At 70.8% G+C, this 24,901-nt stretch carries 24 protein-coding genes; 16 read left to right on the top strand and 8 right to left on the bottom strand.

What is annotated here, in order from left to right; translation table 11 throughout:
- On the bottom strand, positions 1-954 hold the full coding sequence (locus AB0I59_RS28490; RefSeq protein ID WP_358137782.1) for a M23 family metallopeptidase: 954 nt from the start codon (positions 952-954) through the stop codon (positions 1-3).
- A gap of 204 nt (positions 955-1,158) precedes the next feature.
- On the opposite strand from AB0I59_RS28490, the gene AB0I59_RS28495 reads away from it, so the two are divergent.
- On the top strand, positions 1,159-4,158 hold the full coding sequence (locus tag AB0I59_RS28495) for an AfsR/SARP family transcriptional regulator (RefSeq protein WP_358137784.1): 3,000 nt from the start codon (positions 1,159-1,161) through the stop codon (positions 4,156-4,158).
- An 84-nt stretch (positions 4,159-4,242) separates the two neighbouring features.
- Positions 4,243-7,005: a cation-transporting P-type ATPase gene (locus AB0I59_RS28500; protein WP_082777143.1), complete on the top strand. Its 2,763-nt coding sequence runs from the start codon at positions 4,243-4,245 to the stop codon at positions 7,003-7,005.
- Here AB0I59_RS28500 and AB0I59_RS28505 read toward each other — a convergent pair.
- On the bottom strand, positions 6,998-7,669 hold the full coding sequence (locus AB0I59_RS28505) for a molybdopterin-dependent oxidoreductase (RefSeq protein WP_358137787.1): 672 nt from the start codon (positions 7,667-7,669) through the stop codon (positions 6,998-7,000). The genes AB0I59_RS28500 and AB0I59_RS28505 overlap by 8 nt on opposite strands.
- The gene (locus tag AB0I59_RS28510; protein ID WP_358137790.1) at positions 7,666-8,214 is read right to left on the bottom strand and encodes a TetR/AcrR family transcriptional regulator; all 549 of its coding nucleotides are present in this window, start codon (positions 8,212-8,214) and stop codon (positions 7,666-7,668) included. Before AB0I59_RS28510 ends, AB0I59_RS28505 begins: the two co-directional genes overlap by 4 nt.
- 144 nt (positions 8,215-8,358) lie before the next feature.
- Here AB0I59_RS28510 and AB0I59_RS28515 point away from each other — a divergent pair, with 144 nt between their 5' ends.
- On the top strand, positions 8,359-8,670 hold the full coding sequence (locus AB0I59_RS28515) for a hypothetical protein (RefSeq protein ID WP_358137793.1): 312 nt from the start codon (positions 8,359-8,361) through the stop codon (positions 8,668-8,670).
- A gap of 148 nt (positions 8,671-8,818) precedes the next feature.
- Positions 8,819-9,634, top strand: coding sequence for an SAM-dependent methyltransferase (locus tag AB0I59_RS28520; RefSeq protein ID WP_358137796.1), 816 nt, complete (start codon positions 8,819-8,821; stop codon positions 9,632-9,634).
- 117 nt (positions 9,635-9,751) lie between these two features.
- Here the strand turns inward: AB0I59_RS28520 and AB0I59_RS28525 are convergent, their stop codons facing one another.
- Together AB0I59_RS28525 and AB0I59_RS28530 are read right to left on the bottom strand one after the other, a co-directional pair.
- The gene (locus tag AB0I59_RS28525) at positions 9,752-10,627 is read right to left on the bottom strand and encodes a D-alanyl-D-alanine carboxypeptidase family protein (RefSeq protein ID WP_061257836.1); all 876 of its coding nucleotides are present in this window, start codon (positions 10,625-10,627) and stop codon (positions 9,752-9,754) included.
- Positions 10,628-10,793: 166 nt separating this feature from the next.
- On the bottom strand, positions 10,794-11,003 hold the full coding sequence (locus AB0I59_RS28530; RefSeq protein ID WP_061257837.1) for a heavy-metal-associated domain-containing protein: 210 nt from the start codon (positions 11,001-11,003) through the stop codon (positions 10,794-10,796).
- Between the two features lie 297 nt (positions 11,004-11,300).
- Here AB0I59_RS28530 and AB0I59_RS28535 point away from each other — a divergent pair, with 297 nt between their 5' ends.
- The 6 genes from AB0I59_RS28535 (at position 11,301) to AB0I59_RS28560 (ending at position 17,127) form a co-directional block, all read left to right on the top strand.
- Positions 11,301-11,528 carry a heavy-metal-associated domain-containing protein gene (locus AB0I59_RS28535; RefSeq protein ID WP_358137800.1) on the top strand — a complete coding sequence of 76 codons (228 nt, stop codon included), beginning with the start codon at positions 11,301-11,303 and terminating at the stop codon, positions 11,526-11,528.
- A 168-nt stretch (positions 11,529-11,696) separates the two neighbouring features.
- Positions 11,697-13,124, top strand: coding sequence for an MFS transporter (locus AB0I59_RS28540; protein WP_061257839.1), 1,428 nt, complete (start codon positions 11,697-11,699; stop codon positions 13,122-13,124).
- A 117-nt stretch (positions 13,125-13,241) separates the two neighbouring features.
- Positions 13,242-13,523: a metal-sensitive transcriptional regulator gene (locus AB0I59_RS28545; RefSeq protein ID WP_061257840.1), complete on the top strand. Its 282-nt coding sequence runs from the start codon at positions 13,242-13,244 to the stop codon at positions 13,521-13,523.
- Between the two features lie 78 nt (positions 13,524-13,601).
- Complete coding sequence (locus AB0I59_RS28550) at positions 13,602-13,811, top strand: heavy-metal-associated domain-containing protein (RefSeq protein WP_061257841.1); 210 nt, start codon at positions 13,602-13,604, stop codon at positions 13,809-13,811.
- Positions 13,811-14,833, top strand: coding sequence for a DUF8832 domain-containing protein (locus AB0I59_RS28555; RefSeq protein WP_358137977.1), 1,023 nt, complete (start codon positions 13,811-13,813; stop codon positions 14,831-14,833). The genes AB0I59_RS28550 and AB0I59_RS28555 overlap by 1 nt, the downstream gene beginning before the upstream one ends.
- A gap of 29 nt (positions 14,834-14,862) precedes the next feature.
- A complete protein-coding gene (locus AB0I59_RS28560) occupies positions 14,863-17,127 on the top strand; it encodes a heavy metal translocating P-type ATPase (protein WP_358137803.1) in 2,265 nt (754 codons plus the stop codon).
- A gap of 117 nt (positions 17,128-17,244) precedes the next feature.
- Here the strand turns inward: AB0I59_RS28560 and AB0I59_RS28565 are convergent, their stop codons facing one another.
- Positions 17,245-18,357, bottom strand: coding sequence for an ADP-ribosylglycohydrolase family protein (locus AB0I59_RS28565; RefSeq protein ID WP_358137806.1), 1,113 nt, complete (start codon positions 18,355-18,357; stop codon positions 17,245-17,247).
- Positions 18,358-18,417: 60 nt separating this feature from the next.
- On the bottom strand, positions 18,418-18,579 hold the full coding sequence (locus AB0I59_RS28570; protein WP_358137809.1) for a hypothetical protein: 162 nt from the start codon (positions 18,577-18,579) through the stop codon (positions 18,418-18,420).
- A 145-nt stretch (positions 18,580-18,724) separates the two neighbouring features.
- On the opposite strand from AB0I59_RS28570, the gene AB0I59_RS28575 reads away from it, so the two are divergent.
- The 6 genes from AB0I59_RS28575 to AB0I59_RS28600 all read left to right on the top strand — a co-directional run bounded on the left by AB0I59_RS28575 (position 18,725) and on the right by AB0I59_RS28600 (position 24,297).
- Positions 18,725-18,967: a YbaB/EbfC family nucleoid-associated protein gene (locus AB0I59_RS28575; RefSeq protein ID WP_061257844.1), complete on the top strand. Its 243-nt coding sequence runs from the start codon at positions 18,725-18,727 to the stop codon at positions 18,965-18,967.
- Entirely contained in the window at positions 18,964-19,284 is a 321-nt protein-coding gene (locus tag AB0I59_RS28580) for a hypothetical protein (protein WP_061257845.1), read from the top strand. Before AB0I59_RS28575 ends, AB0I59_RS28580 begins: the two co-directional genes overlap by 4 nt.
- Position 19,285: 1 nt before the next feature.
- The gene (locus AB0I59_RS28585; protein ID WP_358137812.1) at positions 19,286-22,192 is read left to right on the top strand and encodes a WXG100-like domain-containing protein; all 2,907 of its coding nucleotides are present in this window, start codon (positions 19,286-19,288) and stop codon (positions 22,190-22,192) included.
- 4 nt (positions 22,193-22,196) lie between these two features.
- Positions 22,197-22,511, top strand: coding sequence for a hypothetical protein (locus tag AB0I59_RS28590; protein ID WP_061257847.1), 315 nt, complete (start codon positions 22,197-22,199; stop codon positions 22,509-22,511).
- 220 nt (positions 22,512-22,731) lie between these two features.
- Positions 22,732-23,001 (top strand): metal-sensitive transcriptional regulator, encoded by a 270-nt coding sequence (locus AB0I59_RS28595; RefSeq protein WP_061257848.1) that lies wholly within the window; start codon positions 22,732-22,734, stop codon positions 22,999-23,001.
- A gap of 228 nt (positions 23,002-23,229) precedes the next feature.
- Entirely contained in the window at positions 23,230-24,297 is a 1,068-nt protein-coding gene (locus AB0I59_RS28600; RefSeq protein WP_061257849.1) for an alcohol dehydrogenase catalytic domain-containing protein, read from the top strand.
- On the opposite strand, the gene AB0I59_RS28605 is transcribed toward AB0I59_RS28600, so the two are convergent.
- On the bottom strand, positions 24,276-24,890 hold the full coding sequence (locus AB0I59_RS28605; RefSeq protein ID WP_358137815.1) for a TetR/AcrR family transcriptional regulator: 615 nt from the start codon (positions 24,888-24,890) through the stop codon (positions 24,276-24,278). The two genes, AB0I59_RS28600 and AB0I59_RS28605, sit on opposite strands and share 22 nt — an antisense overlap.
- Positions 24,891-24,901: the final 11 nt, after the last annotated feature.

The raw sequence follows: 24,901 nt of genomic DNA on the forward strand, positions 1-24,901 counted from the left end.
TCACCCGCAGTGTTCGAAGGGGCTGTTGTAGCTGCTTCCGCCCGTGGCGCCGCCCCACTTGACGCAGGTGCCGGCGGCCGAGGCGCGTACGGGGCCGGCGTAGTAGCCGTAGTCGCCCGAGTCGGTGGCGCGGGTCTTGCCCTGGACCTCGAGGTAGGCACTGGTGGCGGTCTTGCTGCCGAGGGAGGTGCGTTTGAAGGTGGCGACGCAGTTGTAGCCGTTGGAGGTGTTGTAGAGGAGGTAGACGGTTCCGGCGGAGCCGAGGGCGGCCGAGTCGATCACGCTGTAGCCGCTGCCGCACACCTGCTCCGGCGTGTACGGGTTGCTGCTGCTTCCGCCGCAGTTGTTGGACGTCACGGTCTGGACCGGATAGCCGAATGTGACGCCGTTGAACTTGGCCTTCTGGATGTTCGCCGGGTAGGAGGTGGCGTCGGTGCGTACCTCGTAGTGCAGGTGCGGCGAGATGTTGTTGCCCGGCTTGCTGGTGTTGCCGACCTCGCCGATCTTCTGGCCCTGGCTGACCGTGGCGCCCGCGCTCACGGAGCGGACCAGCAGGTGGGCGTAGTACGTGTACCAGCCGCCGCCGTGGTCGATCTTGACCAGGTTGCCGAAGCCGTTCGTCGAACCCTGGTGCGCGGAGATCACGACCGTGCCGGAGGCGGCGGCGACCACGGTGTCACCCAGATCGGCGTCGGCCGTGCTGCCCCGGTTGAAGTCGATCTCCCACGACTGGTGGGCGCTGCTCGCGTTGGAGTTGCCGGTCCAGGACTGGCCGCAGGGGAAGGGGAGCTGGAAGGCAGGCTCCGCCATGGCCGCCGAGGCGGCGGCGACAGCGGTGGCGCTGGTGGTGAGGCTGGTGGCGGTGGCGGCGGAGGCGGCGGCGCCGGTGGAGGCGCCCGCGGTGACGCCGAGCAGCAATGCCAGCCCCGCCTTGACGATGGACGTGAGTCTCATGCCGATCCTTCCTCGCGGCCGACCGCCGGATTCTCCTGACGAAAGCCGCGAACTGACTGTGACAGCCCGTCGAAAGGTGCTGATGGGAGCCAAGGGTCCGGATTGACCGCACATGGAACATCCAAAATCCATACAAAGGGCTGGCGAAGGCATGACATAAGGCGATAAATGGTGGCAGTGCCTCTGTAAGAGGAGCAGGCGGTCATGACGGTTGATCAGCCCACGCACAGAGTCCTCGGCTCGCTGGACGTCCGAATATCGGGGCGGCCCCTCCGGATCGGTGGTCCGAAACCGCGGATGCTGCTCGCCACGTTGCTGCTCGACGCCAACCGGACGGTCAGCACGGAGCTGCTCGTCGAGGTGTTGTGGCCGAGGACCCGCCCCCGTTCTGCCGTCGCGAACCTGCGCACCTACGCGAGCGCGCTCCGCACCGCACTCGGCCCGGCCGGCACGGGCATCCAGACCAGGCCCGGTGGCTACGCCATCGAGGTGGCACCGGACGACCTCGACGTCCTGATCTTCGAAGAGCTGGTCGAGCGAGCCGGGCGGGACCCGGCGGGCGCGGGTTCCCACCTGCGCCGCGCGCTCGCGCTGTGGCGCGGCGCCCCCCTTTCCGACCTGCCCGGCAGCCCGCTGTGGGACCGCCGCATCGAGCGGATCTCCGGGGTACGGCTCGGCGCCGCGGAGGAACTGGTCGCGGTGCGCCTGGCCGCGCGGGAGTACCCGGCCGCGATCGCCGAGTTACGCGGCCTGCTCGCGGAGCACCCGTTCCGGGAGGACCTCTGGCAGCGGCTCATGCTCGCGCTGCACTGGAGCGGCAGGCAGGCCGAGGCGCTGCGTTGCTACGGAGAGATCCGGCGGCGACTCGTCGCCGAGCTCGGCGTCGAACCGGGCCCGGAACTGCGGCGGATCCACCTCGCCATCCTGTCCGGAGACGCCACCGCACTGCCCGGGAGCGCCACCGCACTGCCCGGGAGCGTGGTCGCCTCGCCAGGGGAGGCGGGTACCGAGACGAGGAAGACGCCCGTAGCCGTTCGGCATGCCGTTCCCGCGCCGCGCCAGCTTCCCCCGGACGTTCCGGACTTCACCGGTCGCGCGGAAGCCGTCGCCGCGCTCCTGGACGTGCTGGCGCTCGCGGCCCCGACTCCGTCCGCGCGCCCAACCCCGCCGTCGGCCGTGCCCGCACCCGGGTCCCTGACTGGGCCACCGTCGAGGCTCCCGAGCGGGCCTCCGGTGATCGCCGTGATCGTCGGGCCTCCAGGCGTGGGCAAGTCGGCGCTCGCGGTCCACTGCGCGCAGGCCGTACGGGATCGGTTCCCGCACGGGCAGCTCTACCTGTGCCTCGGCGGGGTGTCCGGCGCCCCCGCCGAACCCGCCGACCTGCTCGCCGAGGCGCTGCGGGCGCTCGGGATCGCCGGAGCCGCCCTGCCGTACGGCGTGCACGAGCGGGCGGCGCTCTACCGGTCGTTGCTGGCCGAGCGTCCCATGCTCGTGCTGCTCGACGACGCCGCCGGTGGTGCCCAGCTCCGGCACCTGCTGCCCGGCAGCGGCTCGGCCGTACTCGTGACGAGCAGGCGGCGGATCACCGAGATTCCCGGCGCGGCTCTGGTGGAGCTGGACCCGCTGCCGCGACCCGAAGCGGTGGAGCTGCTCGGCAGGATCGCCGGCGCCGACCGGGTCGGCGCCGAACCGGAATCGGCCGCCGCCATCGCACGGGCCTGCGGGTACCTGCCCCTGGCCATCAGAATCGCCGGAGCACGGCTGGTGGGGCGGCCGGGATGGACGCTGCGCGTCCTCGAAGAGCGGCTGGCGGACGAGTCCACCCGCCTTGGCGAGCTGCGGGCGGGCGACCTGGAGGTACGGGAGAGCCTCGGACGGAGCTACCGCCTGCTGCCCGCCGACGCCGCACGGGTGCTCCGGGCGCTCGGGACGCTCGGCTCGCACCCGCTCCCCGCGTGGGTGGTGGACGCGGTGCTCGACCGGCACCGCGCGGACGATGTGATGGACGTCCTCATCGACGAGAACCTGCTGCGACAGGTCGGCACCGACACGCTCGGACAGCCCCGATACCGGCTGCACGACCTCGTCCGCTGCGACGCCAGGGAACGCGCGGCACGTGATCCCGATCCCCACGCCCTTGCCCGCGTCGTCGGCGCCTGGCTGGTGGCGGCGGAACAGGCCACCGCGGGGCTGCCCACCACCGTCTTCAGCGTCACGTCCACGGCGGCGACGCGCTGGACGCCGGCCGTCGACACGCTCGGGCGGCTCGCGGAGAACCCGCTCTCCTGGTTCGACCAGGAACGGGACACCCTCGCGCGGGCGGTGGAGTCGGCGGCCGGAGCCGGGCTGGCCGGCTCGGCCTGGGGACTCGCGGCGGCCCTTGTGCCGTTCTTCGACCTGCGCTGCCACCTCGGCATGTGGCAGCGCACACACCACGCGGCCCTCGACGCCGCCCGCGCGGCCGGAGACCGGCACGGCGAGGCGGCCATGCTCCGCGGCCTCGCGCAGGTGTGCCTCTACCAGGACCGCTACCGCGAGTCGGGGGAGATGTTCCGGCGCTCCCGCGCCATGTTCCGGCAGGTGGGTGACACCAGAGGCGAGGCGATCTCCATCTGCGGGCTGGGCGCGGTGACCCAGTTCCGCGACGATCACGCCACCGCGTTCCGCTATTTCCGGCAGGCCCTCGCGATGTTTCTCGGGCTGGAGGACCGGCAGGGCGAGGCGTACGCCCGGCAGGCGATCGGCCGCGTCTGGCTGAAGTCGGGCGACCTCGCGCAGGCGGCGGAATGGCTGGACGGCGCGCTGCGGCTGGCCAGGGACATGGGCGACGCCCACCGCGAGGGATGCGTCTCCATGCAGGTCGGACGCCTGCACGACCTGGCCGCGGACACCGAGGCGGCGATGCGTTTCCAGGGGCGGGCGCTGGACATCTTCGAGAGCCTCGGCGACCGGCACTGCGGGGCCTACGCGATGCAGGGGATCGGCGGCCTCCAGGCGGCGCGCGGCGACCTCCGGCCCGCCTTCGTCCAGCTCGAACGCTCGTTGACGATCTTCCAGCAACTCGGCGACCTGAGCGGCGCCGCCGCCAGCACCCAGATGCTCGGCGAGTTGCACCGATCCGCGGGGCGTACCGGCCTGGCCAGGGACTACCTGGACCGGGCCGTCTGCCTGCGCCGCGGCCTCCGCGCCGGAGCGGGCGCGTAGCGGAAGGCCGCGGGCGCGGGTAGTGGTCGAAGGTAGGGCCGCATGGCCCTGGTCGGCAGCAGCCGGACGAAGTGGGGTTGGACCATGAGGTCATCCGTATCGCGGACGCCGCCGCCGCCGTCGCGGGCCGCTTCGCCGTCGTCCGCCGCCGCGCCCCACGGCCTCGCGGCCCACGAGGTCGTCCTGATGATGGACACCGACCCGGTGCACGGGCTGGACGACGACGAGGCGCGACGCCGGCTGGCGCGGTTCGGCCCCAACGTGCTGCCCGCCTCGGCGCGCGACAACACGCTGATGCGGATGCTGCGCCAGTTCCACCACCCGCTGATCTACATCCTGCTCGCCTCGGGTGTGATCACGGCCGTGCTGGGCGAGTTCGTCGACTCCGCGGTGATCTTCGGCGTCGTGCTGATCAACGCCGTCGTGGGCTTCGTCCAGGAATCCAGAGCGGAGGCCGCGCTCGACGCCCTGCGGTCGATGGTCCGTACCGAGGCCAGGGCGGTACGCGGCGGGCACGTGCGGCCGCTGCCCTCGGAGGAACTCGTCCCCGGAGATCTCGTCCTCGTCGAGGCGGGGGACAAGGCGCCCGCCGACCTTCGGCTGGTCCGGTCGTCGGAGTTACGGGTCGACGAGTCCGCGCTCACCGGAGAGTCCGCCCCGGTGGCCAAGGACGAGGTCGTCCTGTCCGCGGCGACGCCCGTGGCCGACCGGCGGAACATGGTCTACTCCGGGACGCTGGTCACAGCCGGCACCGGGGCGGGCGTCGCGGTGGCGACCGGCGCGCGGACCGAGCTCGGCGAGATCCATCGGCTGGTCGGCTCGGCGGAGCTGCTGGCCACGCCGCTGACCGAGAAGCTCGCCCGGTTCAGCAAGGTGCTCACCGTGGCCATCCTGGCGCTGGCGGCGGTGACCTTCGTCATCGGCCTGATCAGGGGCGAGGGCGTGGTCCCGATGTTCACCGCGGCGGTCGCCCTCGCGGTGGGCGCGATCCCCGAGGGGCTGCCCGCCGCCGTCACCATCACGCTGGCCATCGGGGTGGCCCGGATGGCGCGCAGGCGGGCGGTCATCCGGCGGCTGCCCGCGGTGGAGACGCTGGGCGGCACCACGGTCATCTGCTCCGACAAGACCGGCACGCTGACCGAGAACCAGATGACGGTCCGCACGCTGTGGACGCCCGAGGGCGATCGCTACGACGTCAGCGGTTCCGGCTACGCCCCCGAGGGCGAGATACGCGAGCCCGGCGGCGCCGTGGTCACATCGCCCACGAGCGGGGCGTTGCGGTGGTGCCTGCTGGCTGGCGCGGCGTGCAACGACGCGACGCTCGCCCGGCAGGACGGGCGGTGGACGCTCACCGGCGATCCCACGGAGGGCGCGATGCTGGTGGCCGCCGCCAAGGCCGGCCTGGACCGTGACGCGCTCACGGACGCCTACCCGCGTGTGGCGGCCATCCCGTTCAGTTCGGAACGGCAGTACATGGCGACCCTTCACCGGGCGCGCGGCGGCGACCACGTCGTCCTGCTCAAGGGGGCGGTGGAACGGGCGCTCGACCTGTGCGACACGTGGATGGACGCCGACGGCGGCGTCCGGCCGCTGGACGGCGACGCCGTGCTCCGGGCCGCGGACGAGCTGGCCGCCGGTGGCCTCCGGGTGCTCGCCACCGCCGTGCGCTTCGACGCCGAGCCCGCTCGGCGCGGGGAACCCGAGGAACTCGACGAGCGGGGCCTGCGGGGAACGATGGTGCTGACCGGCCTGCAGGCCATGCTCGATCCGCCGCGCGCCGCCGCGGCCCGGGCCGTGCGGGCCTGCCATGCCGCCGGCATCGAGGTCAAAATGATCACGGGGGATCACGCGGCCACGGCCACGGCGGTCGCGAGGGGGATCGGCCTGCTCGGCGACCACAGCGACCATGAGGTGCTGACCGGGGCCCAGCTCGCCGGGCTGCCCGAGGAGGAGTACCCGGGCGCGGTCGAGCGGGCCCGGGTCTTCGCCCGGGTCTCACCCGAGCAGAAGCTCCGGCTGGTCGACGCGCTGCAGTCCCGCGGCCAGGTGGTCGCGATGACCGGCGACGGCGTCAACGACGCCCCCGCGCTGCGGCAGGCGAACATCGGCGTCGCCATGGGCAGGAACGGCACCGAGGTCGCCAAGGAGGCCGCCGACATGGTGCTCACCGACGACGACTTCGCCACCATCGAGGCGGCCGTCGAGGAAGGACGCGGCGTCTTCGACAACCTCACCAAGTTCATCGTCTGGACGTTGCCGACGAACATGGCCGAGGGTCTGGTGATCCTGGTGGCCATCCTGTTCGGCGCGGCGCTGCCGATCCTGCCCACGCAGATCCTGTGGATCAACATGACGACCGCGGTGGCGCTGGGCCTGATGCTCGCCTTCGAACCGAAGGAGGAGGGGATCATGGGCCGCCCGCCGCGGGACCCCGCGCGGCCGCTGCTCACCGGCTCCCTCGTCGCCCGCGTCCTGCTGGTCTCCACGCTGCTCGTCGGCGGATCCTGGTGGTTGTTCCAATGGGAGCTCGCGAACGGCGCCGACGAGGCCGTGGCGCGTACCGCGGCGGTGAACCTGTTCGTCATGGTCGAGCTGTTCTACCTGTTCAGCTGCCGCTCGCTCACCCGCTCCATGTGGCACGTCGGCCTGTTCAGCAACCACTGGATCATCGGCGGGGTGACCGTCCAGATGGCCGGCCAGCTCGCCCTCACCTACCTGCCGGTCATGAACCGCCTCTTCCACACCGCCCCGATCGGCCTCCCGGTCTGGTCGCGGATCATCGGCATCAGCGCGCTGGCCTCGCTCGTCGTCGCCGTCGACAAGCGCGTACGCCGCCGGCTCATGTGAGGCGCGTCTCTCCGCGCGCGTCGTGGTCGTAGCGTCGGCGCACCCGGGGGAGGAGGCTCCGCCACAGCCGCCGCCACACCCATCCGGGGAGCACCGGGCTGCGCTCCTCACGCTCGACCCGGCCCCTGCGGTGTGCCAGTGGGCCGGCCGAGCCGGGGTCGTAGCTCAGCCGGTACTCCACCGCGCACACGTGCCGGACGTTCTTGTAGCCGTAGTGCGCCGGGGCGACCAGGCGCACGGGAGCCCCCTGTTCCCCGGTCAGCGGCACGCCGTCGAGCCGGTCGGCGAGCAGGACGTCCTCGGCGAGAGCGTCGGCCAGCGGCAGGCAGCTCCGATAGCCGTCCAGTCCCGTGAAGGTCACCCAGGCGCACTCCGGATGCGGCCGTACCCGTGCCGCGAGCACCTCGTGCGCCGCCCGGAACGGGACGCCGCCCCAGAGCAGATCGGTCGCACTCCACGTCGTCACGCAGTGCAGGTCGCCGACCTGCTCCCGGCGGCCCGGCAGCGCGAGCAGCTCGGCGAGTTCGATCTGGACCGGCCGCCGCACCACGCCCGACACCGACAACACCGGCCGTGCGGGCACCTCCGGGCGGACCCCGGCGAATCTGGGCAGGCCGAACCTCCGCAGCGGGGCCGGTGACTGGCCACGGGGCAGCCCGCTCATGAGCGCGCCCCCGGTGTCAGGCGCATGGCCAGGTGGTACACCTCGCGCAGATCGCCCGCGGTCATCGGCGGGGCCATCTGACCCGCTCCGATCAGAACGAGGTAGAGCAGGCGTGCCATCGGCACGGCGTCGGCCTCGGCGCCGCCGGTCTCCCGCCACAACGATCGCAGGTAGTCGAGGCGCAGGGCGTCGACGCGCTCCTGCGTCGCGCGGACCTCGCCATCCTGCGCCGCCCAGGCCCGTACGGAGATCTCCACGCGGGAGCGGTCGTCATCCTCGGCCAGTACGAGGGAGAGGAGTCGGTCCAGCCTGGCGAGGGTAGAGCCGCCCGAGCGCTCCACCTCGTCGATGTAGCGGGTGGTGTACTCCGCCGCGAAGTGTTCGAGGAGACCGGTCCTGAACCCCGCCATGCCCTTGAAGTGGTGGTAGAAGGAGCCCTTCGTGAGACCGAGCCGCCCACACAGGCGCTCGATGGTCAGCGCGGGCGCCCCCTCCTCGCTCAGCACCCTGAGCCCCGCCTCAAGCCAGTCCTGCCTACTCGCCATGCGCTCGTCCCGTCATGTCGCCCTGCCCGGGAAATACCATACGGTATGGTACGCCCGTTGAGGAACGGTCGGCTTCCCGGCGGACGAGGACCGAAGCGGCCGGATTGTCGGCACCGGCCACTAGGGTCGGCGGATCTGGCAACGATGATCACCGATGATCAGGAGGGCCGGCATGGGCCGGACGACACGCCCTCGCCCCGTGGGTGGCACCTCACCGATCCCTATCCGATGGTCTGTGACTGCGGCGAGGACATGCGGCTGCTGCTGAGGGTGGCCAGCTCCGAATGGGACGGCGACGCCGCGTGGCGGCCCGTCGAGGACGAGCCCACGGGCACGGAGCCGCGCTATCCGAGGGCGGACGAGCCGACGATGATCGTGATCGGGCGGGGGTACAGCCTCTGGATCTTCATCTGTCCCCGGTCGTACGACCATCCTCACCAGGTGAGCATGCAGTGAGAGCCGGGGAGGGAAGCCCTGTGTGTGTCCGGGAACGGCATTCTCCCCGGCCCTCGCCCGTCTTGACTAGGGATCATCACAAAATCCGTACATAGATCCTCAAGGCCGATATGTCCCCGTAAGATCCGCTCAGACGGAGGGCGAGGGCATGGCTGATCATGACGAGACGGCGCCGGCGGGGATCAACCCGGCGGTTCCCAGCGTGGCACGCATGTACGACTACTATCTCGGCGGCAAGGACAACTACGCGTCCGACCGCGCGGCCGCCGAGAAGGTGATCTCCTTGGTCCCGAACATCCGCGAGGTCGCGCGGGCGAACCGCGAGTTCCTCGGCCATGCCGTACGGCTCCTGGCCGAATCGGGTATCAGGCAGTTCCTCGACATCGGCACCGGACTGCCCACGCAGCAGAACGTCCACCAGGTGGCAAGGGAGGCGGCGCCGGGTGCCCGGGTCGTCTATGTCGACAACGACCCGATCGTGCTGATCCACGCGCGGGCGCTGCTCGCGAACAACCGGGACACCGTCGTCGTGCAGGGCGACGTCAACGAGCCCAAGGCGATCCTCGACGACCCCGCGGTCAGGGAGAAGATCGACTTCTCCCGGCCGGTCGCCGTGCTGATGCTGGCGATCCTGCACTTCGTCCCGGACGACGAGAGCGCGGCGGCGATCGTCGCGCGGTTCCGCGACGCGATGGCGCCCGGGAGCTATCTGGTCCTCTCCCACGGATACACCGGTGAGATCGGCGGCCGGACCGACCGGGAGGTCCGCGACCTCTACACCACGACCGCCACGGGGTCGGTCAAGCCCAGGGACCACGCCGAGATCGCCGCGTACTTCGACGGCATGGAGCTGCTCGAACCCGGCCTCGTGCCGGTGGACGCCTGGCGTCCGGGCCGGGGGCGGGACGCCGTGGTCGATCTGAGCAGGCCCACCGTGCTCGGGGGCGTCGCCCGGCTCCCCTGAACGCTCCCCTGAACGCTCGCGGTCGGCAGCGGGCGGAAGGCGGAGGACGACGCCCTCTCTTCGGTGGCGCTCTCCCGAAGACGTTCTTGGATCACGCGGCCCGGTAGGGCGGCGAGGTCACGCCGTTCTGGCCCATTCGATCAGGCTCTGGGCGGTGTCGAACCGCCGGTTGGAGGCGGACTCGCCGAGGATGACACCGATCAGCCGGTGCCCGTCGCGGTCGGCGGCGAAGGTCAGGCAGTAACCCGCGGCCCGGGTGAAACCGGTCTTGACACCGAGCGCGCCCGGCGTGCCGAGCATCTTGTTGGTGTTGGTCCAGGTGTGGGACCGGTGCGCCGCGGTGCGCGGGACGTAGTGGCTCTGGGAGGAGGTGACGGTCCTGAAGGTCGCGTCACGCAGCGCCACCTCAGCGAGCCGCGCCTGGTCCCGCGCGGTGGAGTAGCCGTCGCCGCCGGACATGGGCAGCCCGTCGGCGTTGACGTACTTGGTGTCCTTCATGCCGAGCTGGCGCGCGGTGGCGTTCATCTTGCCGACGAACCCGTCGAGCCCGGGGCCGTACGTGCGGGCCAGCGCGTACGCCGCGTCGGCGCCGGAGGGAAGCATCAGGCCGTACAGCAGGTCCTTGACCGCGACCCGCTCGCCGGGCCGCAGGTCGGCGCTGGTGCCGCCGTTGTCGTCGGCGTGCCGGACGTCGGCCGAGGTGATCGTGACGGTGTCCGTCAGCTTGGCCTCCTTGAGGACGACGAGTGCCGTCATCGCCTTGGTCAGGCTGGCCACGGGCATGCGCTCGGTGCCCTGCTTGCTGAGCGCGACCTTGCCGGTCGTGGCGTCGATCAGATATGTCGCGCGCCCATAGGTCGCGGGAGCGTTGTGCGCGGTCTCGGTGACCGGAATCCGTGTCGGAGTGGCCTGCGCGACCGCGGGCGTGGTGAGCCCGGCGGCGAAGGTGAGGAGCGTTGCGCAGACGGAGAGTCGAACTTTCCCGTTGAGCATTTCCCCAGGTTGCCATGTGTTTGACAGTGCCTTTGACGAAAACGGGCGCTCCGTTGGTAAAAGTTTGCCGCCCTATGGAACCGCCCGTGGAACCGCCCGTGGAACCGTCCGTGAACCGCCCGGGGAACCGCCCGTGGGACGCGCCCTTCGCGAGCGCGCCGTTCGTTCAGCTCGCGGCGAGCTCGTAGCCCGCTTCCTCGACGGCGTCCCGTACCAGGGCGTCGTCAAGGGGGCCGTCGCTCGTCACGGTCACCGTGCCGGTCGCGAGCTGGACGTCGACCGCGGTGACGCCGGCGACCCTGCCGATCTCGGACGTCACCGTGCCCACGCAGTGGCCGCAGGTCATGCCGGTGACGGTGTACGTGCTGACGCTCATGTCGCTCCTTCGTCACATACCCCGGGTGGGTAACGATCCAGGGGAAAGATAGTGACGCGGGAAGCGCCACGCAACGATACCCACCGCCAGCGTGGCGTGATCCACATCACACGTTCCCGGAATCCCCGCGGGGAGCGTCCTCCGCGCGGTCATCTCCCTGATCCACACGGCTTGAGAAACCCCTAGGGGGTATGTTACGTTCACCGCCGGAAAGATACCCCCGGCGGGTATCCGGAATAGGAGGACCATATGTGCACGGCATGCTCATGCGGTAGCGGAGAAGGCGCCGCCACGACCGTGGCGATCGCCGACGATGCCACGCGCGTCTACGCGGTCAGCGGCATGACCTGCGGCCACTGCGTCTCGTCGGTCTCCGGCGAGATCGGCAAAGTCGCCGGGGTCACCGGCGTGGCCGTCGATCTGCCGACCGGAGCCGTCACCGTCAGCGGGGCGGGATTCTCCGACGAGGATATCCGCGCGGCGGTGGAGGAGGCCGGCTACGAGCTGGCCGAGACGTCGGCGTAGAAGAACCACACGGAGCGTCCGGAGACGACCCGGACGATCACCGGGAGACCTCCCGGGAGAAAGGGGTGGGCGTGCATTGCCGTGCACGCCCACCTGGGGCCGGTCCGACTCGTCATCACACCCAATCCCCGTCTCGCATCCTATGGTGCGAAGAACCAGGAGACAGGCATGAATGCCGTCAATCCGCGCAGGTGGCAGGCACTGATCGTGCTCGCCGCCGCGCAGTTCATGGTCATCATGGACACATCGATCATCGGAGTCGCGCTGCCCGACATGCAGCGCGACCTCGGCTTCTCGCAGGGCGACCTGCAGTGGGTCTTCAACGCGTACGTCATCGCCTTCGGCGGGTTGCTGCTGCTCGGCGGGCGGTTGTCCGACCTGCTCGGCGCACGCAAGGTGTTCACCGCGGGCTGGGCCGTACTGATCGCCGGGTCGGTCGTCGCGGCGGTGGCGAGCGGCCCCGCGATCGAGATCACCGGCCGGGCGGTGCAGGGCGTCGGTGGGGCGCTGATCGCGCCCGCCGCGATGACGCTGCTGATGATGCTCTTCGGGCACGACCAGCGCGAGCTGGGCAAGGCCATGGCCCTGTACGGCGCGGCCGCCCCGGCGGGCGGCACGGCGGGCGTGTTCCTCGGCGGCGTCATCACCGAGTACCTGAGCTGGCCGTGGGTGTTCATCGTCTACATCCCGATCGGCCTGGCCACCCTGGCCGCCGTTCCCGGGCTGCTTCCCGCCACCCGGGGCAGGCGCGGATCGGTCGATCTCCTGGGCGCGGCCGCGGTCACCGCGGGCATCGCCCTCGCCGTGTTCGCGATCGTCCGGGCTCCCGAGCAGGGCGTCGGCGCCACCGTGGCCCAGGCCGCCGGTGCCGCGGCACTGCTGGTGCTGTTCCTGGCCGTCCAGCGGGCGGTCCGTGAGCCGCTCATGCCGCTGCGGATCTGGCGCACCCCCGGGCTGGCCACCGCGAACCTCGCGATGGCGCTGCTCGGCGCCGCGTGGATCCCGATGTGGTACTTCCTCAACCTCTACCTGCAGCAGGTCCTGGGGTACGGCGCGTTCCCCAGCGGCGCCGCCCTGGTCCCGATGACCGTCGCGATCATGATCTTCATGATCGGCATCACCGCGCGGCTGCTGGGTCGCTTCGGGGCCAAGCCGCTCATCGTGATCGGCCTCCTGGTCCTGGCGGCGGGCGTCGGGGGGCTGTCGCTGGTCCGGTCCGACGGCGCCTTCGTGTCCGACGTGCTGCCCGCGTCGCTGGTCGCGGCGGTCGGCATGTCGCTGGCCTACATCCCGGCCATGATGTCGGCCATGTCCGGCGCGCGCCCGGAGGAGAGCGGTCTCGCCTCGGGCATCGTCAACACCACCTACCAGGTGGGCTCGGCCCTCGGTCTGGCCGTCATGACCGCGATCGCCACCTCGCGGGGCGCGGCCGAGCTGGGGAACCTGCCCAGGCTCACCGACGGCTTCCAGGCCGCCTTCGTCGGGGCGGGCGCGGTGGCCGTGCTCGGCGCCCTGCTCAGCCTGCCGCTCATGCGCGGCAGGAAGGCCGCCACCCAGGAGAGCGGCCGTACCGAGCCGTCGTCGATCGGGGCGTGACCGTACGCGCCGGGGCGCGGCGCGTACGGCCGGCGAAGTGCGGGTCGCTCCCTCCCGGAATACCATAGGGGGGTATGGTGTTATAGTCGGCAGAGCGTGAATGAGAGGGGTGGAGAGATGGCCGGTTACAGTGACACCAAGCAGGAGCACCTCCGGCGGCTGCGCCGGATCGAGGGGCAGGTCCGGGGCCTGCAGCGGATGGTCGAAGAGGACCAGTACTGCATCGACATCCTCACCCAGGTGTCGGCGGCCAGCCGGGCACTGCAGTCCTTCGCCCTGGCCCTGCTTGACGAGCACATGGCCCACTGCGTCGCCGACGCCACGGCGAAGGGCGGCGCGGAGGCGGACGCCAAGATCAAGGAAGCCTCTCAGGCCATCGCCCGGCTCGTCCGATCCTGAACCCCGCGACGCGCGGCTTCTCCTTCCCCATGGACCCCATGGATCCCCGATAGATCTCGAACCACAGGAGTGATCGTTATGACCACCACCACGTACACCGTCACCGGAATGACCTGCGGCCACTGCGTCAGCTCGGTCAAGGAGGAGGTCGGAGAGGTCGCCGGCGTCACGAACGTCGAGGTGGACCTGGCCACCGGCCTGGTGACGGTCGGCAGTGACGGTCCCGTCGACGCGGCCGCGATCGTCGCGGCGGTCGAAGAGGCCGGATACGAAGTGGTGAATCGGTGATGAACACCCCCGCCAAGCTTGGTGCCTACGCCCTCGGACTCGCTGTGGTCTTCGGCGCGACCTTCGGAGTGGGCGCCGCCGTGGGCGGCGTCGGCACCCCGCCGGTCGCGAACGAGCACGCCGTCCACGGGGCGAACGACGGCGACCACAGCGACGCAGGTGATGCCGGTGATGCCGGCAAGGCGCCCACGGGCTCCACCCAGGCGAACCCGGCCGGTTCCGCGTCCGTCCCAGGAGGGCTCCAAGTGTCCCAGAACGGCTACACCCTCACCCCGCTGACCACGACGGTCGAGCCGGGGGAGACCACGGACTTCAGGTTCACGGTCACCGGGCCCGACGGCAGGCCGGTCACCGGATACCAGGTGCGGCACGACAAGAAGCTGCACTTCATCCTGGTCTCCAGGGACCTCGCGCAGTTCCGGCACCTGCACCCGGTCGAGGCCGGAGGCGGCGTGTGGTCGGTGCCGCTGACCCTTCCCTCGGCCGGCGCGTACCGGATGTTCGCCGACTTCGCCCCGGACGGCGGCAGCGGCATGACCCTCGGCGCGGACCTGTACGCCGCCGGCGACTACGCGCCGAAGGCCCTTCCGAGCGCCGCCCGTACGGCGACGGTGGACGGATACACGGTCACCCTCGACGGGGACCTCGTCCCAGGCAGGGCGAGCCGGATCACCCTGAAGATCAGCAAGGACGGCGAGCCGGTCACCGACCTCCAGCCCTACCTCGGGGCGTACGGTCACCTGGTGGCGCTGCGCGGCGGCGACCTGGCCTACCTGCACGTGCACCCCGACGGGGAGCCGGGCGACGGCAGGACCCGGCCGGGGCCGGAGATCGTCTTCTACGCGGAGGTTCCCAGCCGCGGCGACTACCGGCTCTTCCTGGACTTCCAGCACAAGGGCGAGGTGCGTACCGCCGACTTCACCGTCCGCGCGGGCGAGGCCCCGGCGTCCGGTGGCCACGACGAGTCCCCGACCCCGTCCCCGTCCGGTGGGCACGGCGAGCACGGCGAGCACGCGCACTGACGCGGGCGTGACGCGAGAAAGGAGAGACGATGACCTCCATCACCGAGTCGTCCATCACCCAGGACCGGCCCCAGGGCTCGGTCGAGCTCTCGATCGGCGGCATGACCTGCGCGTCCTGCGCCAACCGGATCGAGCGCAAACTCAACAAGATGGACGGCGTGACCGCGACGGTCAACTACGCCACCGAGAAGGCGAAGGTCACCTTCGCCGACGGGATCGTCCCGCAGGACCTGATCGCCGAAGTGGAGAAGGCCGGCTACACCGCGGCGCTGCCCGCCCCGCCCCGTAGGGAGGCCGAGGGCGACGGCGCGCCGGAGGAGCCGGAGGACGAGCTGCGGCCGCTGCGCAACCGGTTGATCACCGCACTGGTGCTCGCCGTGCCCGTGATCGCGATGGCGATGATCCCCCCGCTGCAGTTCACCAACTGGCAGTGGTTGTCGCTGACGCTGGCCGCGCCGGTCGTGGTGTACGCGGGCTGGCCGTTCCACAAGGCGGCCTGGACCAACCTGCGCCACGGGGCGGCGACCATGGACACGCTGGTGTCGCTCGGCACGATCGCCGCGCTCGGCTGGTCGTTGTGGGCGCTGTTCTTCGGCACCGCGGGCACCCCCGGCATGACGCACCCGTTCGACTTCACGATCCAGCGCAGCGACGGCTCTGGCAACATCTATTTGGAGGCCGCCGCGGGTGTGACGGCGTTCATCCTGGCCGGACGCTACTTCGAGGCGCGGTCCAAGCGCCGTGCCGGCGCCGCGCTGCGGGCCCTGCTCGAACTCGGCGCCAAGGACGTGGCGGTGCTGCGGAACGGCGCCGAGGTCCGCATCCCGAGCGATGAGCTCGCGGTCGGGGACCGGTTCGTGGTCCGGCCGGGAGAAAAGATCGCCACCGACGGCGTGATCGAGGAGGGCACCTCCGCCGTCGACGCCTCGATGCTGACCGGCGAGTCCGTTCCCGTCGAGGTGCGGCCAGGCGAGGCGGTGACCGGAGCGACCGTCAACGCGGGCGGCCGCCTGGTGGTCCGGGCCACCCGGGTCGGGTCCGACACCCAGCTCGCCCAGATGGCCAAGCTGGTCGAGGAGGCCCAGACCGGCAAGGCGCAGGTCCAGCGGCTCGCCGACCGGATCTCCGGGATCTTCGTCCCGGTCGTGATCGCGCTGGCACTGGGCACGCTCGGCTTCTGGCTCGGCACCGGTGACGGTGTGGGAGCGGCGTTCACCGCGGCGGTCGCCGTGCTGATCATCGCCTGCCCCTGCGCCCTCGGCCTGGCCACCCCGACCGCGCTGCTCGTCGGGACCGGCAGGGGAGCCCAGCTCGGCATCCTGATCAAGGGACCCGAGGTGCTGGAGTCCACCCGGAAGATCGACACGGTCGTGCTGGACAAGACCGGCACGGTCACCGAGGGCAAGATGACCCTGGTCGAGGTGCACACCGCCGAAGGCCAGGACGAGGCCGAGGTGCTGCGGCTCGCCGGAGCGCTGGAGCACGCGTCCGAGCACCCGATCGCGCAGGCCGTCGCTAGGGGCGCGGCCGAGCGGGTGGGCACGCTGCCCGCACCCGAGGACTTCGCCAACGTCGAGGGACTCGGCGTCCAGGGCATCGTCGACGGCCACGCGGTGCTGGTCGGCCGGCCGAAGCTGCTGGCCGAGTGGTCGCAGCACCTCCCGGTCGAGCTGGAGCGGGCGTTCGCCGCGGCCCAGGCCGCGGGCCGTACGGCCGTCGCGGTGGGCTGGGACGGCGCGGCCCGTGCCGTGCTCGTCGTCGCCGACACGGTCAAGGCCACCTCGGCCGACGCCATCCGCGACCTGCGCGCGCTCGGGCTGACCCCGGTGCTGCTCACCGGCGACAACGAGGCCGTCGCGCGTACGGTCGCCGCCGAGGTCGGCATCGACGAGGTCATCGCCGAGGTGCTGCCCGCCGACAAGGTGGATGTGGTCAAGCGCCTGCAGTCCGAGGGCCGTACGGTCGCCATGGTGGGCGACGGCGTCAACGACGCGGCGGCGCTCGCGCAGGCCGACCTCGGCCTGGCGATGGGCACCGGCACCGACGCGGCGATCGAGGCGTCCGATCTCACCCTGGTCCGCGGTGACCTGCGGGTGGCGGGCGACGCGATCCGGTTGTCGCGGCGGACCCTGCGCACCATCAAGGGCAACCTGTTCTGGGCCTTCGCCTACAACGTGGCCGCCCTGCCGCTGGCCGCCGCCGGGCTGCTCAACCCGATGATCGCGGGCGCCGCCATGGCGTTCTCCTCGGTCTTCGTGGTCAGCAACAGCCTCCGGCTGCGCGGCTTCAAGTAGGACCCGCCGCCGGCGCGGAGCCGTACCGGCGGGGACGAGAACGGCGGCCCTCGGAACAACGTCCCGAGGGCCGCCGTATCGCGTGTTCGCCGTGCTGCCGGCACGCCGCGAGGTGGATCAGCAGCCGGGATAGGCGTCCGAGGGGAGGCGGCCGCCGGTGAACGCGGTGGTGAAGTCGTCGGCGAGCCGGATGATGGCGTCTCCGCCTTCGACCCTGGACGACCATCGCCGGGGGAGCGCGGCTTCGCCGTACCGCGCGCCGAGGATGTTGCCGCAGACCGCGCCGGTGGAGTCGCTGTCACCGGAGTGGTTGACGGCGAGCAGCAGCGCCCGCTCCACGTCGTCCCCGCCGACCAGCGCGCAGTAGACGGCGATCGCGAGCGCCTCCTCGGCGACCCACGCGCCGCCGAGTGACTCCACCGCCTCGGGTGACGGGCTCCTCCCGGCGGCCGCCAGCGCGACCGCGGCGCGGACCGCGGCGGTGGTCTCCTCGTGCGCGGGCTGCCCGCCGAGCAGGTCCAGGGTCTCCTGTACGGCGTGTTCCAGCGGCGCGCCTCGTACGAGGAAGAAGACGATCGCGGCGCAGGCTCCGGCGGCGAGGTAGCCGGTGGGGTGCCCGTGCGTGATCTGGGCGCAGTCGGCCGCGAGCCGGAAGGCGCGGCGCGCGTCGGAGGCGGCCAGGCCGAAGGGGGCCGAGCGCATGACGGTGCCGCATCCCTTGGAGCCGGGGTTGACCGGCCCCGGCGCTCCGGGGGAGGCGAGCGGGCCGAGTTCGGTGCGCAGGCCGGACAGGCAGGCGTTCCCGGGCGCGCGGCGGGAGTACAGCCACGCCTGCTCGCGAAGCCGGCCGGTGCGTACGAGGCCGTCGGCGGGCGGCGGCACACGATGGTCCTGGGTGTCCAGCCAGCGCAGGTAGGCGTTGCGGACGACCGCCACCTCTGCGCCCCCGAAGCCCCTGCTCCGGGCGCGCAGATGGGCGCGGATCAGCCCCTCCACGGTGAACAAGGTCATCTGGGTGTCGTCGGTGATCAGACCGACGGCGCCGCGCCGGTCGTGGACGAGGTCGGTCAGCCCGTCCCGGCCGTGGACGCGGCGGATGGCGGCGATCGAGTCGAACTCCACGGGAGCGCCCAGAGCGTCGCCGATCGCCCCGCCGATGAGGCAACCGCGCACCCTGCTCCCGAAGGCCGGGTCGTCCGTTCCGGTGTCTGTCGTCGCGCTGTCGGTCACAGCGATGGTCTCCTCTCATACGGCTCGATTCGACCGTAGCGACAGAAACCGGCAACGCGATCAGCGCGGCAGGATCAGCTCGTCGGTCACGGGGGTGCGCTCGCCGACGAGGTGGGCGACCCGCCTTCTGAGTTCGACGGTGGCCTCGGGAGTCATGGAAGCGAGCGTTCCGGCCTGCCCCAGGGTGGCGACCGAGAACCCGACGATCGACTTGCCGGACATCGTGTGCTTGCGTCTTCGCCCGAGGGTGGGGGTGTTCAGTGGTCCTGTCGTCGTTGACGGGGGTTCGGGAGTGGTGCCACCGTTTGTTGCGTGATCGATGAATCTGGCGCGATACACGCCTCACGGTGTGCCAGGGTGATCGCCGATGAGTGACGCGTACGGGGCGATGATCGAAAGCCTCACCGAGGAGTACGACAAGCGGGCCGGGCCGGTCCGTGAGATGTACGGCAGGCTGAGCGAGCTGACCGTGACCTCCCACTCGGAGGACGGGGTGGTCACCGTGACCGTCGGTCCGCGTGGCCAGGTCTGGAACATCGAGCTCGATCCCCGGGTCTACCGAAAGTTGTCCCCGTCCGAGCTGTCGCATTCGATCAAAGGTGAGGCGTGACGACGCCTGGGGGTGGCGGCTACTACGTGCGCTGGGTGGAACTCCAGCGGCAGGCTCAGGTCGTCGACGAGGAACGCGACTTCCTGGGCGAGGTCCGCGCCGCGCTGAACGAGGCGTTCCAGCGCGAGGGCAACCCGCTGGGAGACGACCAGTACGGCGCCCAGTTCCAGAAGAACCTGACTGAGATGAAGACTGGGATCTTCGATGCGTTCGACGCGTACGTCGGCGAGGTCGGGAGTGTGAGCCAGCGTCTGAGGGAGAACGCCGCGAACTACGAGCGGGCCGAGCAGGCGAACGCCCCGGAGCAGCGAACCTGACATGGATCTTGATGGGCTCCTCGTCCCGGACTGGGCGAAACCCTGGGTGGGCTGGGTCGTGGGGATGGACTGGCCCAAGGGGGATGAGTCGGCGTGTTTCCGGTTGGCGGACGCGTGTGCGGCGGCGGCGCGGCTGGTGGTGAGGGGTGGTCCGGCGGGTGGGGTCAGGAGGGGTGCCACGGAGGGGCTGGGCCGGGAGTGGGACGGTGAGGCGCTCAAGGCGTTCGCCGAGCATGTGGCGCGGGTGTACGGGGGGCGTGAGGCAGAGCTGGTCAAGCGCCTGGTGGGCGTCGCGCTGGAGTTCAACCGGATCGGTGTGGAGATCCAGTACACCAAGCGGATGATCAAGTTTTCGGTCGCGTTCCTGATCTTTCAGATCGGGTGGCTGCTCGCCGCTGCGACGGGGCCATGGGGTGGGATCTCGCTTGCGCTGATCGGCCCGCGTGTGGTGATGACGCGGATGACGGTCGTCCATCTTGCGAGGCGGCTGCTGATCAACGTCAGTTTGTTCGGGGCGCTGGTGGGTGGGATGGACCTGGTGGTGCAGGTGACCCAGTCCCGTCGTGACGAGGTGGATTGGAAGCAGGTGCTGGCGTCGGCGGGGACGGGCGCGTTGACGGGCGCGTTCCTCACGACGTTGTCGGGTGGACTTTCGCGGTTGTCCACTCCTGCTTTGCGGTTGGGGATGTCTCCTGCAGAGATGTCGATGTTTGAGAAGTTTGTGGCGGCGTCTGGTACGTCGATGTGGGGGATGATGGGGCAGTCCGCTGTGGCGAATGCGGGGGCTACGGCGGTGTCGTTGGGTTTGTCGGGTCAGTTCGACTGGGAGATGGTTCTCAAGGGCGGTACGTCGGGTTTTCTGGGCGGCGCTGACGCGCATTGGGCGAGTTGGGATCCTTCCGGGCGGACGTCGTCTTCTTCCGGGTCTCGTTCCTTTGGGGATCTGTCGGACATGGCGGGCGATCCGGTGGCGGATCCGTCCCGGTTGTCGGGATCGTCCGATGCGTCGGCAGGGCCGCGATCCGGTGAGCCGTCCGGGGGGACGTCCGATCCGTCCACGCGCCGGCCGACCGAGGGTACTGACACCACATCTCTGGCGCATTATGTACCGGACGACGGCACGGCGCGGCCGGACGGTACGGCGCGGCCGGAGGGCGTGACTCGCGCGGACGGAGGCGACGCCCGGCCCGGGCACGACGCGGCCCGGCCGGAGGGCGCGGTCGCCCGACCTGATGGGGTGGCGGCCCGCCCGGACGGTGGGGTGACCAGGCCGGAGGGCAGGGCCGCGAGGTCCGACGGGGGGGCTCCCAGACCGGTGGACGGGGGCCGCGCTGAGGGGGCGGCGGCGGCCAGGCCGGATGGAGGCTCGCGTACCGCCGGTGAACCACGCGCCGCTGAGGGAAGGGCATCGCGTGCCACGCCCGATCCGGTACGGCCGGACGCGGAGGGCGGGCCTGCGAAGGGCGGGCCGTCGAAGGGTGATGGCGCACGGTCTTCCGGTCCGGTGGACGAGGCCCCGACGACCGGCACGCGCCCGGACATCGACCAGTTGATCAATCACTCGGACCCGACGCGGGAACGGGCTCCGGAGAGCGGCACGGCGAACAAACCACCGACCGAGCCTCCGGACCGGTCCGTACGGACCTCCGACGGCTCGGAAACCGCAGATGTCCGCAGTACTGGGGAGGGTGCTCGCCGGACCTCTGACGGTGAGGGGGCCGGCGCTGGTGGCCGAGGCGGTGACCCTCGACGTCCGGGGGGTGGTGATGAGGTCGCCGATCTGAGGCCTCCGGGGCGTACGCACGCTGAGGATTGGGTTGCCGATTTGAGGCCTCCCGGGCGGCGCCGTGATGGCGATGAGGTCGCTGATCTGAGGCCTCCGGGGGATGAGCCTCCTGGGAGGAGTGGTCATCCGCCTTCTGACGTGGGCCTTCCGCGGGCCGACCCTGGAGAGGGCCGTGCGGGACCGCTTCGGCGCGAGAGGCCGGATGAGGCGATCACCGACGGGTTCGCGACCATCCTTGAGCTGGGCGCCGAGCGTGATCGGCTTGCCCGGTCGGGCAGACGGCAGGAGGCCGACGCGCTTTCATCGCAGATCAACGGCCTTCTCGACCGGATGGAAAGGCTTGTCCCCGATCCGGGAGAACGTGCTTTCTATGAGCAGTACGCGCAGGTGCGGAAGAACATCGAGCTCCTCGCGGAGGAAGAGGGGCTGTCGGTGGACGCGGTCACCGAGATCATGCGGGCCGAGCTGGTGGAACTGCTGGGCGACAAGCCAGTGGTCGTGTGCATACGGACAGAAAATCTGCTGAAAGTACTTGAAGATGGCCGATTCAAGTCGCAGTTCGAGACCGCTCGATCGCGGGGCACTTATGATCCCGTAAAGCGGTCGGCTCTCGAGGAGGCATTGTTCGGCTATCCACCGAACCTTCCGGCCAGGTTGCGGCCTATCTATGGATACGTCAACACCTTGGCTACCTTGGTCGGCTCCAGGGCCGGTCGGTACTCACCCCTTCCCGCTGGCGTCAGTCGGTACGGAGACGCGCAGGTCACGTTGCGGCCCGAGGTGCGGAGACGGACGACCATCTGCGTGGGTGACTCCATTGAGGAGCGCGGGATAACGATGCCCAGCCCAATGCTCAATCCTCGCCCTGTGTCGTTCGGCGCGTTTCCGAACGGTTATACGGGCGATAAAATGAGGCGGCCGTGGCTGCGAGGGATCGAGCGCGATTACGCAGATTCCCGATTCGTGGAGTCGACGTACGTCGAGGCGCAGATCCACGGTGGCGTGACCGTCGCGGACATCGAGCACGTCACGTTTGTGGAGACGCCGTCCCCAGACGTCCAACAGGTTCTCGACGCCGCGGGGATTCCGTGGGACTACCGTTTTCCACTCAGGAGTTACTGAGATCATGGCCAGGATAATCGCGAGACAGGCCGACGGGACGGCTCTCGTCGCCATCGGCTCCACCGGAGTCATCGTCCCTCCAGGCGGCCGGATCCCCGCCGACCCCTCTCTCGCCACGATTGTCTTGGTGGACTCGGCGCTCGCCCATCCCGTGTGGGAGATGGTGGACGAGCCCGTGCCCGAGGGAACGCTGCCCCCGGAGATCGTCGCGGCGATGCGCGCCTTCGCCGACGAGCAGAGCCGGATGGACGGCCCGTTCATGAGGGCGCTGATCCGGCGCCACGCCGAGGAGGCCGAGAAGAGGGCGAACGGAGCGTGAGGCTGAGGGGCTCTCGCGGGTGGGCGAGATCATGGCACACGAGGCCGAGGTCTTCGGCACAGTGCTGGGTCGGTTGGCCTCCTGGAGCGACGACAAGGAGCCCCCTTGGCAACGACACGTACGGCGCGGAGACCGAGAAGGACCCGTCTCAGATGAGGGCGGACTGTTCGGGGCCTTCGATGAATTTGCCCGCTCATACCCCCGTGGGTATGGTGGCCGCATGGAGATGAACGAAGCGATGGTCGGCGACGCGGTGACGCGCCTGCGGCGGGCACACGGCCAGCTCGCCGGAGTGATCGCGATGATCGAGGCGGGCGAGGACTGCACGAAGGTGCTCACCCAGCTCGCCGCAGTCTCCAAGGCGCTGGACCGGGCCGGCTTCAAGCTCGTCGCGAGCGGCCTGCGGCACTGCCAGGCCGCGCAGGAGCGTGGTGAGCAGCCGCCGATGAGCGTCGCCGAGCTGGAGAAGTTGTTCCTGGCTCTCGCGTAAGCCTTCATGAAGGGCTCAGGCCCTTCTCTATGCCCGCACTATACCCCAGGGGGTATAGCTGGAGTCACCCGGGGGGGGCGGCGCCCGGTGGGTAATCCGCACTTCAGCGGGTACCGGAACCGGGAACCGCGCGCCGCCTCCTCGGCGGATCTTTCCGCGAGGGCACGCGGCGGTGGACGGCTCGTGGGGTCACGGGCCCGGTGCGCGCCAGAACAACGGGGGAGCGGGATGAAGGCGCTCGTATATCACGGCCCGGGGGCGAAGTCCTGGGAGGACGTTCCCGACGCCACGCTCCAGGAGCCGACTGACGTGGTCGTCCGGGTCGACACCACGACGATCTGCGGCACCGACCTGCACATCCTGCAGGGCGACGTCGCGGCCGTGACCGCAGGTCGCATCCTGGGACACGAGGCCGTCGGCACCGTGACCGAGGCCGGCGACGCGATCAGGGCGTTCCGGGTCGGCGACCGCGTGCTCGTCCCGGCGGTCACGCGGTGCGGCCGATGCGGGTACTGCCTGCGCGGCATGCCCTCGCACTGCCAGACCGTGGGAGGCATCGGCTGGATCTTCGGCCACCTCATCGACGGCACCCAGGCCGAGACCGTCCGCGTGCCGTTCGCCGACACCTCGCTGTACGCCGTACCGGAAGGTGTGACCAACGAGCAGGCCATCTTCCTCGCCGACTCGCTGCCCACGGGGTACGAGGTCGGCGTGCTGGCCGGGAACGTACGTCCGGGTGACACGGTGGCGGTGGTCGGAGCCGGAGCGGTCGGGCTCTCGGTGGTCCTGACGGCGGGACTGTGGGGCGCGTCCAAAGTCGTCGCGATCGACACCGACGGGTTCCGGCTGGACAAGGCGCTCGAGTTCGGCGCCACCCACGCGGTACGCGCGGGGCCCGGTGCGGTCGCCGACGTCATCGCGCTCACCGACGGGCTCGGCGTGGACGTGGCCGTCGAGGCGGTGGGACATCCGGAGACGCTCAGGACCGCGGTGTCGCTCGTACGGCCGGGCGGCACGATCGCCAACGCCGGCGTGCACGGCTCTCCGGTGGAGCTGCCGATGCAGGATATGTGGATCCGGAACGTGAAGTTGACCATGGGGCTGGTCGACACGGTGTCGATTCCCACGTTGCTCACGATGGTCGCCAACGGCCGGATCCCCGCCGAGAACCTGGGCACCCACTCGTTCACGTTCGGCCAGATGGAGGAGGCGTACGACGTCTTCGCGAACGCCGCGGAGAACCACGCGCTGAAGGTCGTGATCAACCAGACCGGTCAGGCGGCGGTGAGGCCGTGACGGAGCAGGGTGAAGGCGCGGTGGGCGGCGCCGACGGCTGACGGGTAGGCGTCCTCCGCGCTCGTTCCCTCGGCGAGCGCCAGCCAGTTGTGCCGCGCCAGCACCCGCTGGACGGCGAGCACCTGTCCGGCCAGGAGACGGGCGGTGAGATCGTCCATGCTTTCGCCGAGCGCTTCGGCGAGCGCCTCCTCGTCCGTGGCCATGTGGTGGAGCAGGCGGGCGGCCAGGCCGGGGGTCGAGAAGACCATCCGGTGGTAGCCGATGACCTCGGCGTCGTCGTTGAGGCCGGTGACGGGATCGCGCCGTGCCAGCCCGTCCAGGAAGTGCCGGTGCAGCGCGGCCAGCGGCTCCTCCCCGGGAGCGCGCCGCCGTACGACGCGTGCGGCCTCGCCCTGGTGGTCGGCGATGCGGTGCAGGACGAGGTCCTCCTTGGTCGCGAAGTATTTGAACAGCGTGGGCTTGGAGACCTCCGCCGCCGCCGCGATCTCGGCCACGGACACCTCGTCGAAGCCGCGCTCCAGGAAGAGCGAGATCGCCGCCGCGGAGATCGCCTCGTGGATCCGCTGCCGCTTGAGTCCGCGAAGTCCTGTCATGCGCACAGCAT

It is taken from the genome of Microtetraspora glauca (genome assembly GCF_040656155.1).
GTDB lineage: Bacteria > Actinomycetota > Actinomycetes > Streptosporangiales > Streptosporangiaceae > Microtetraspora > Microtetraspora glauca.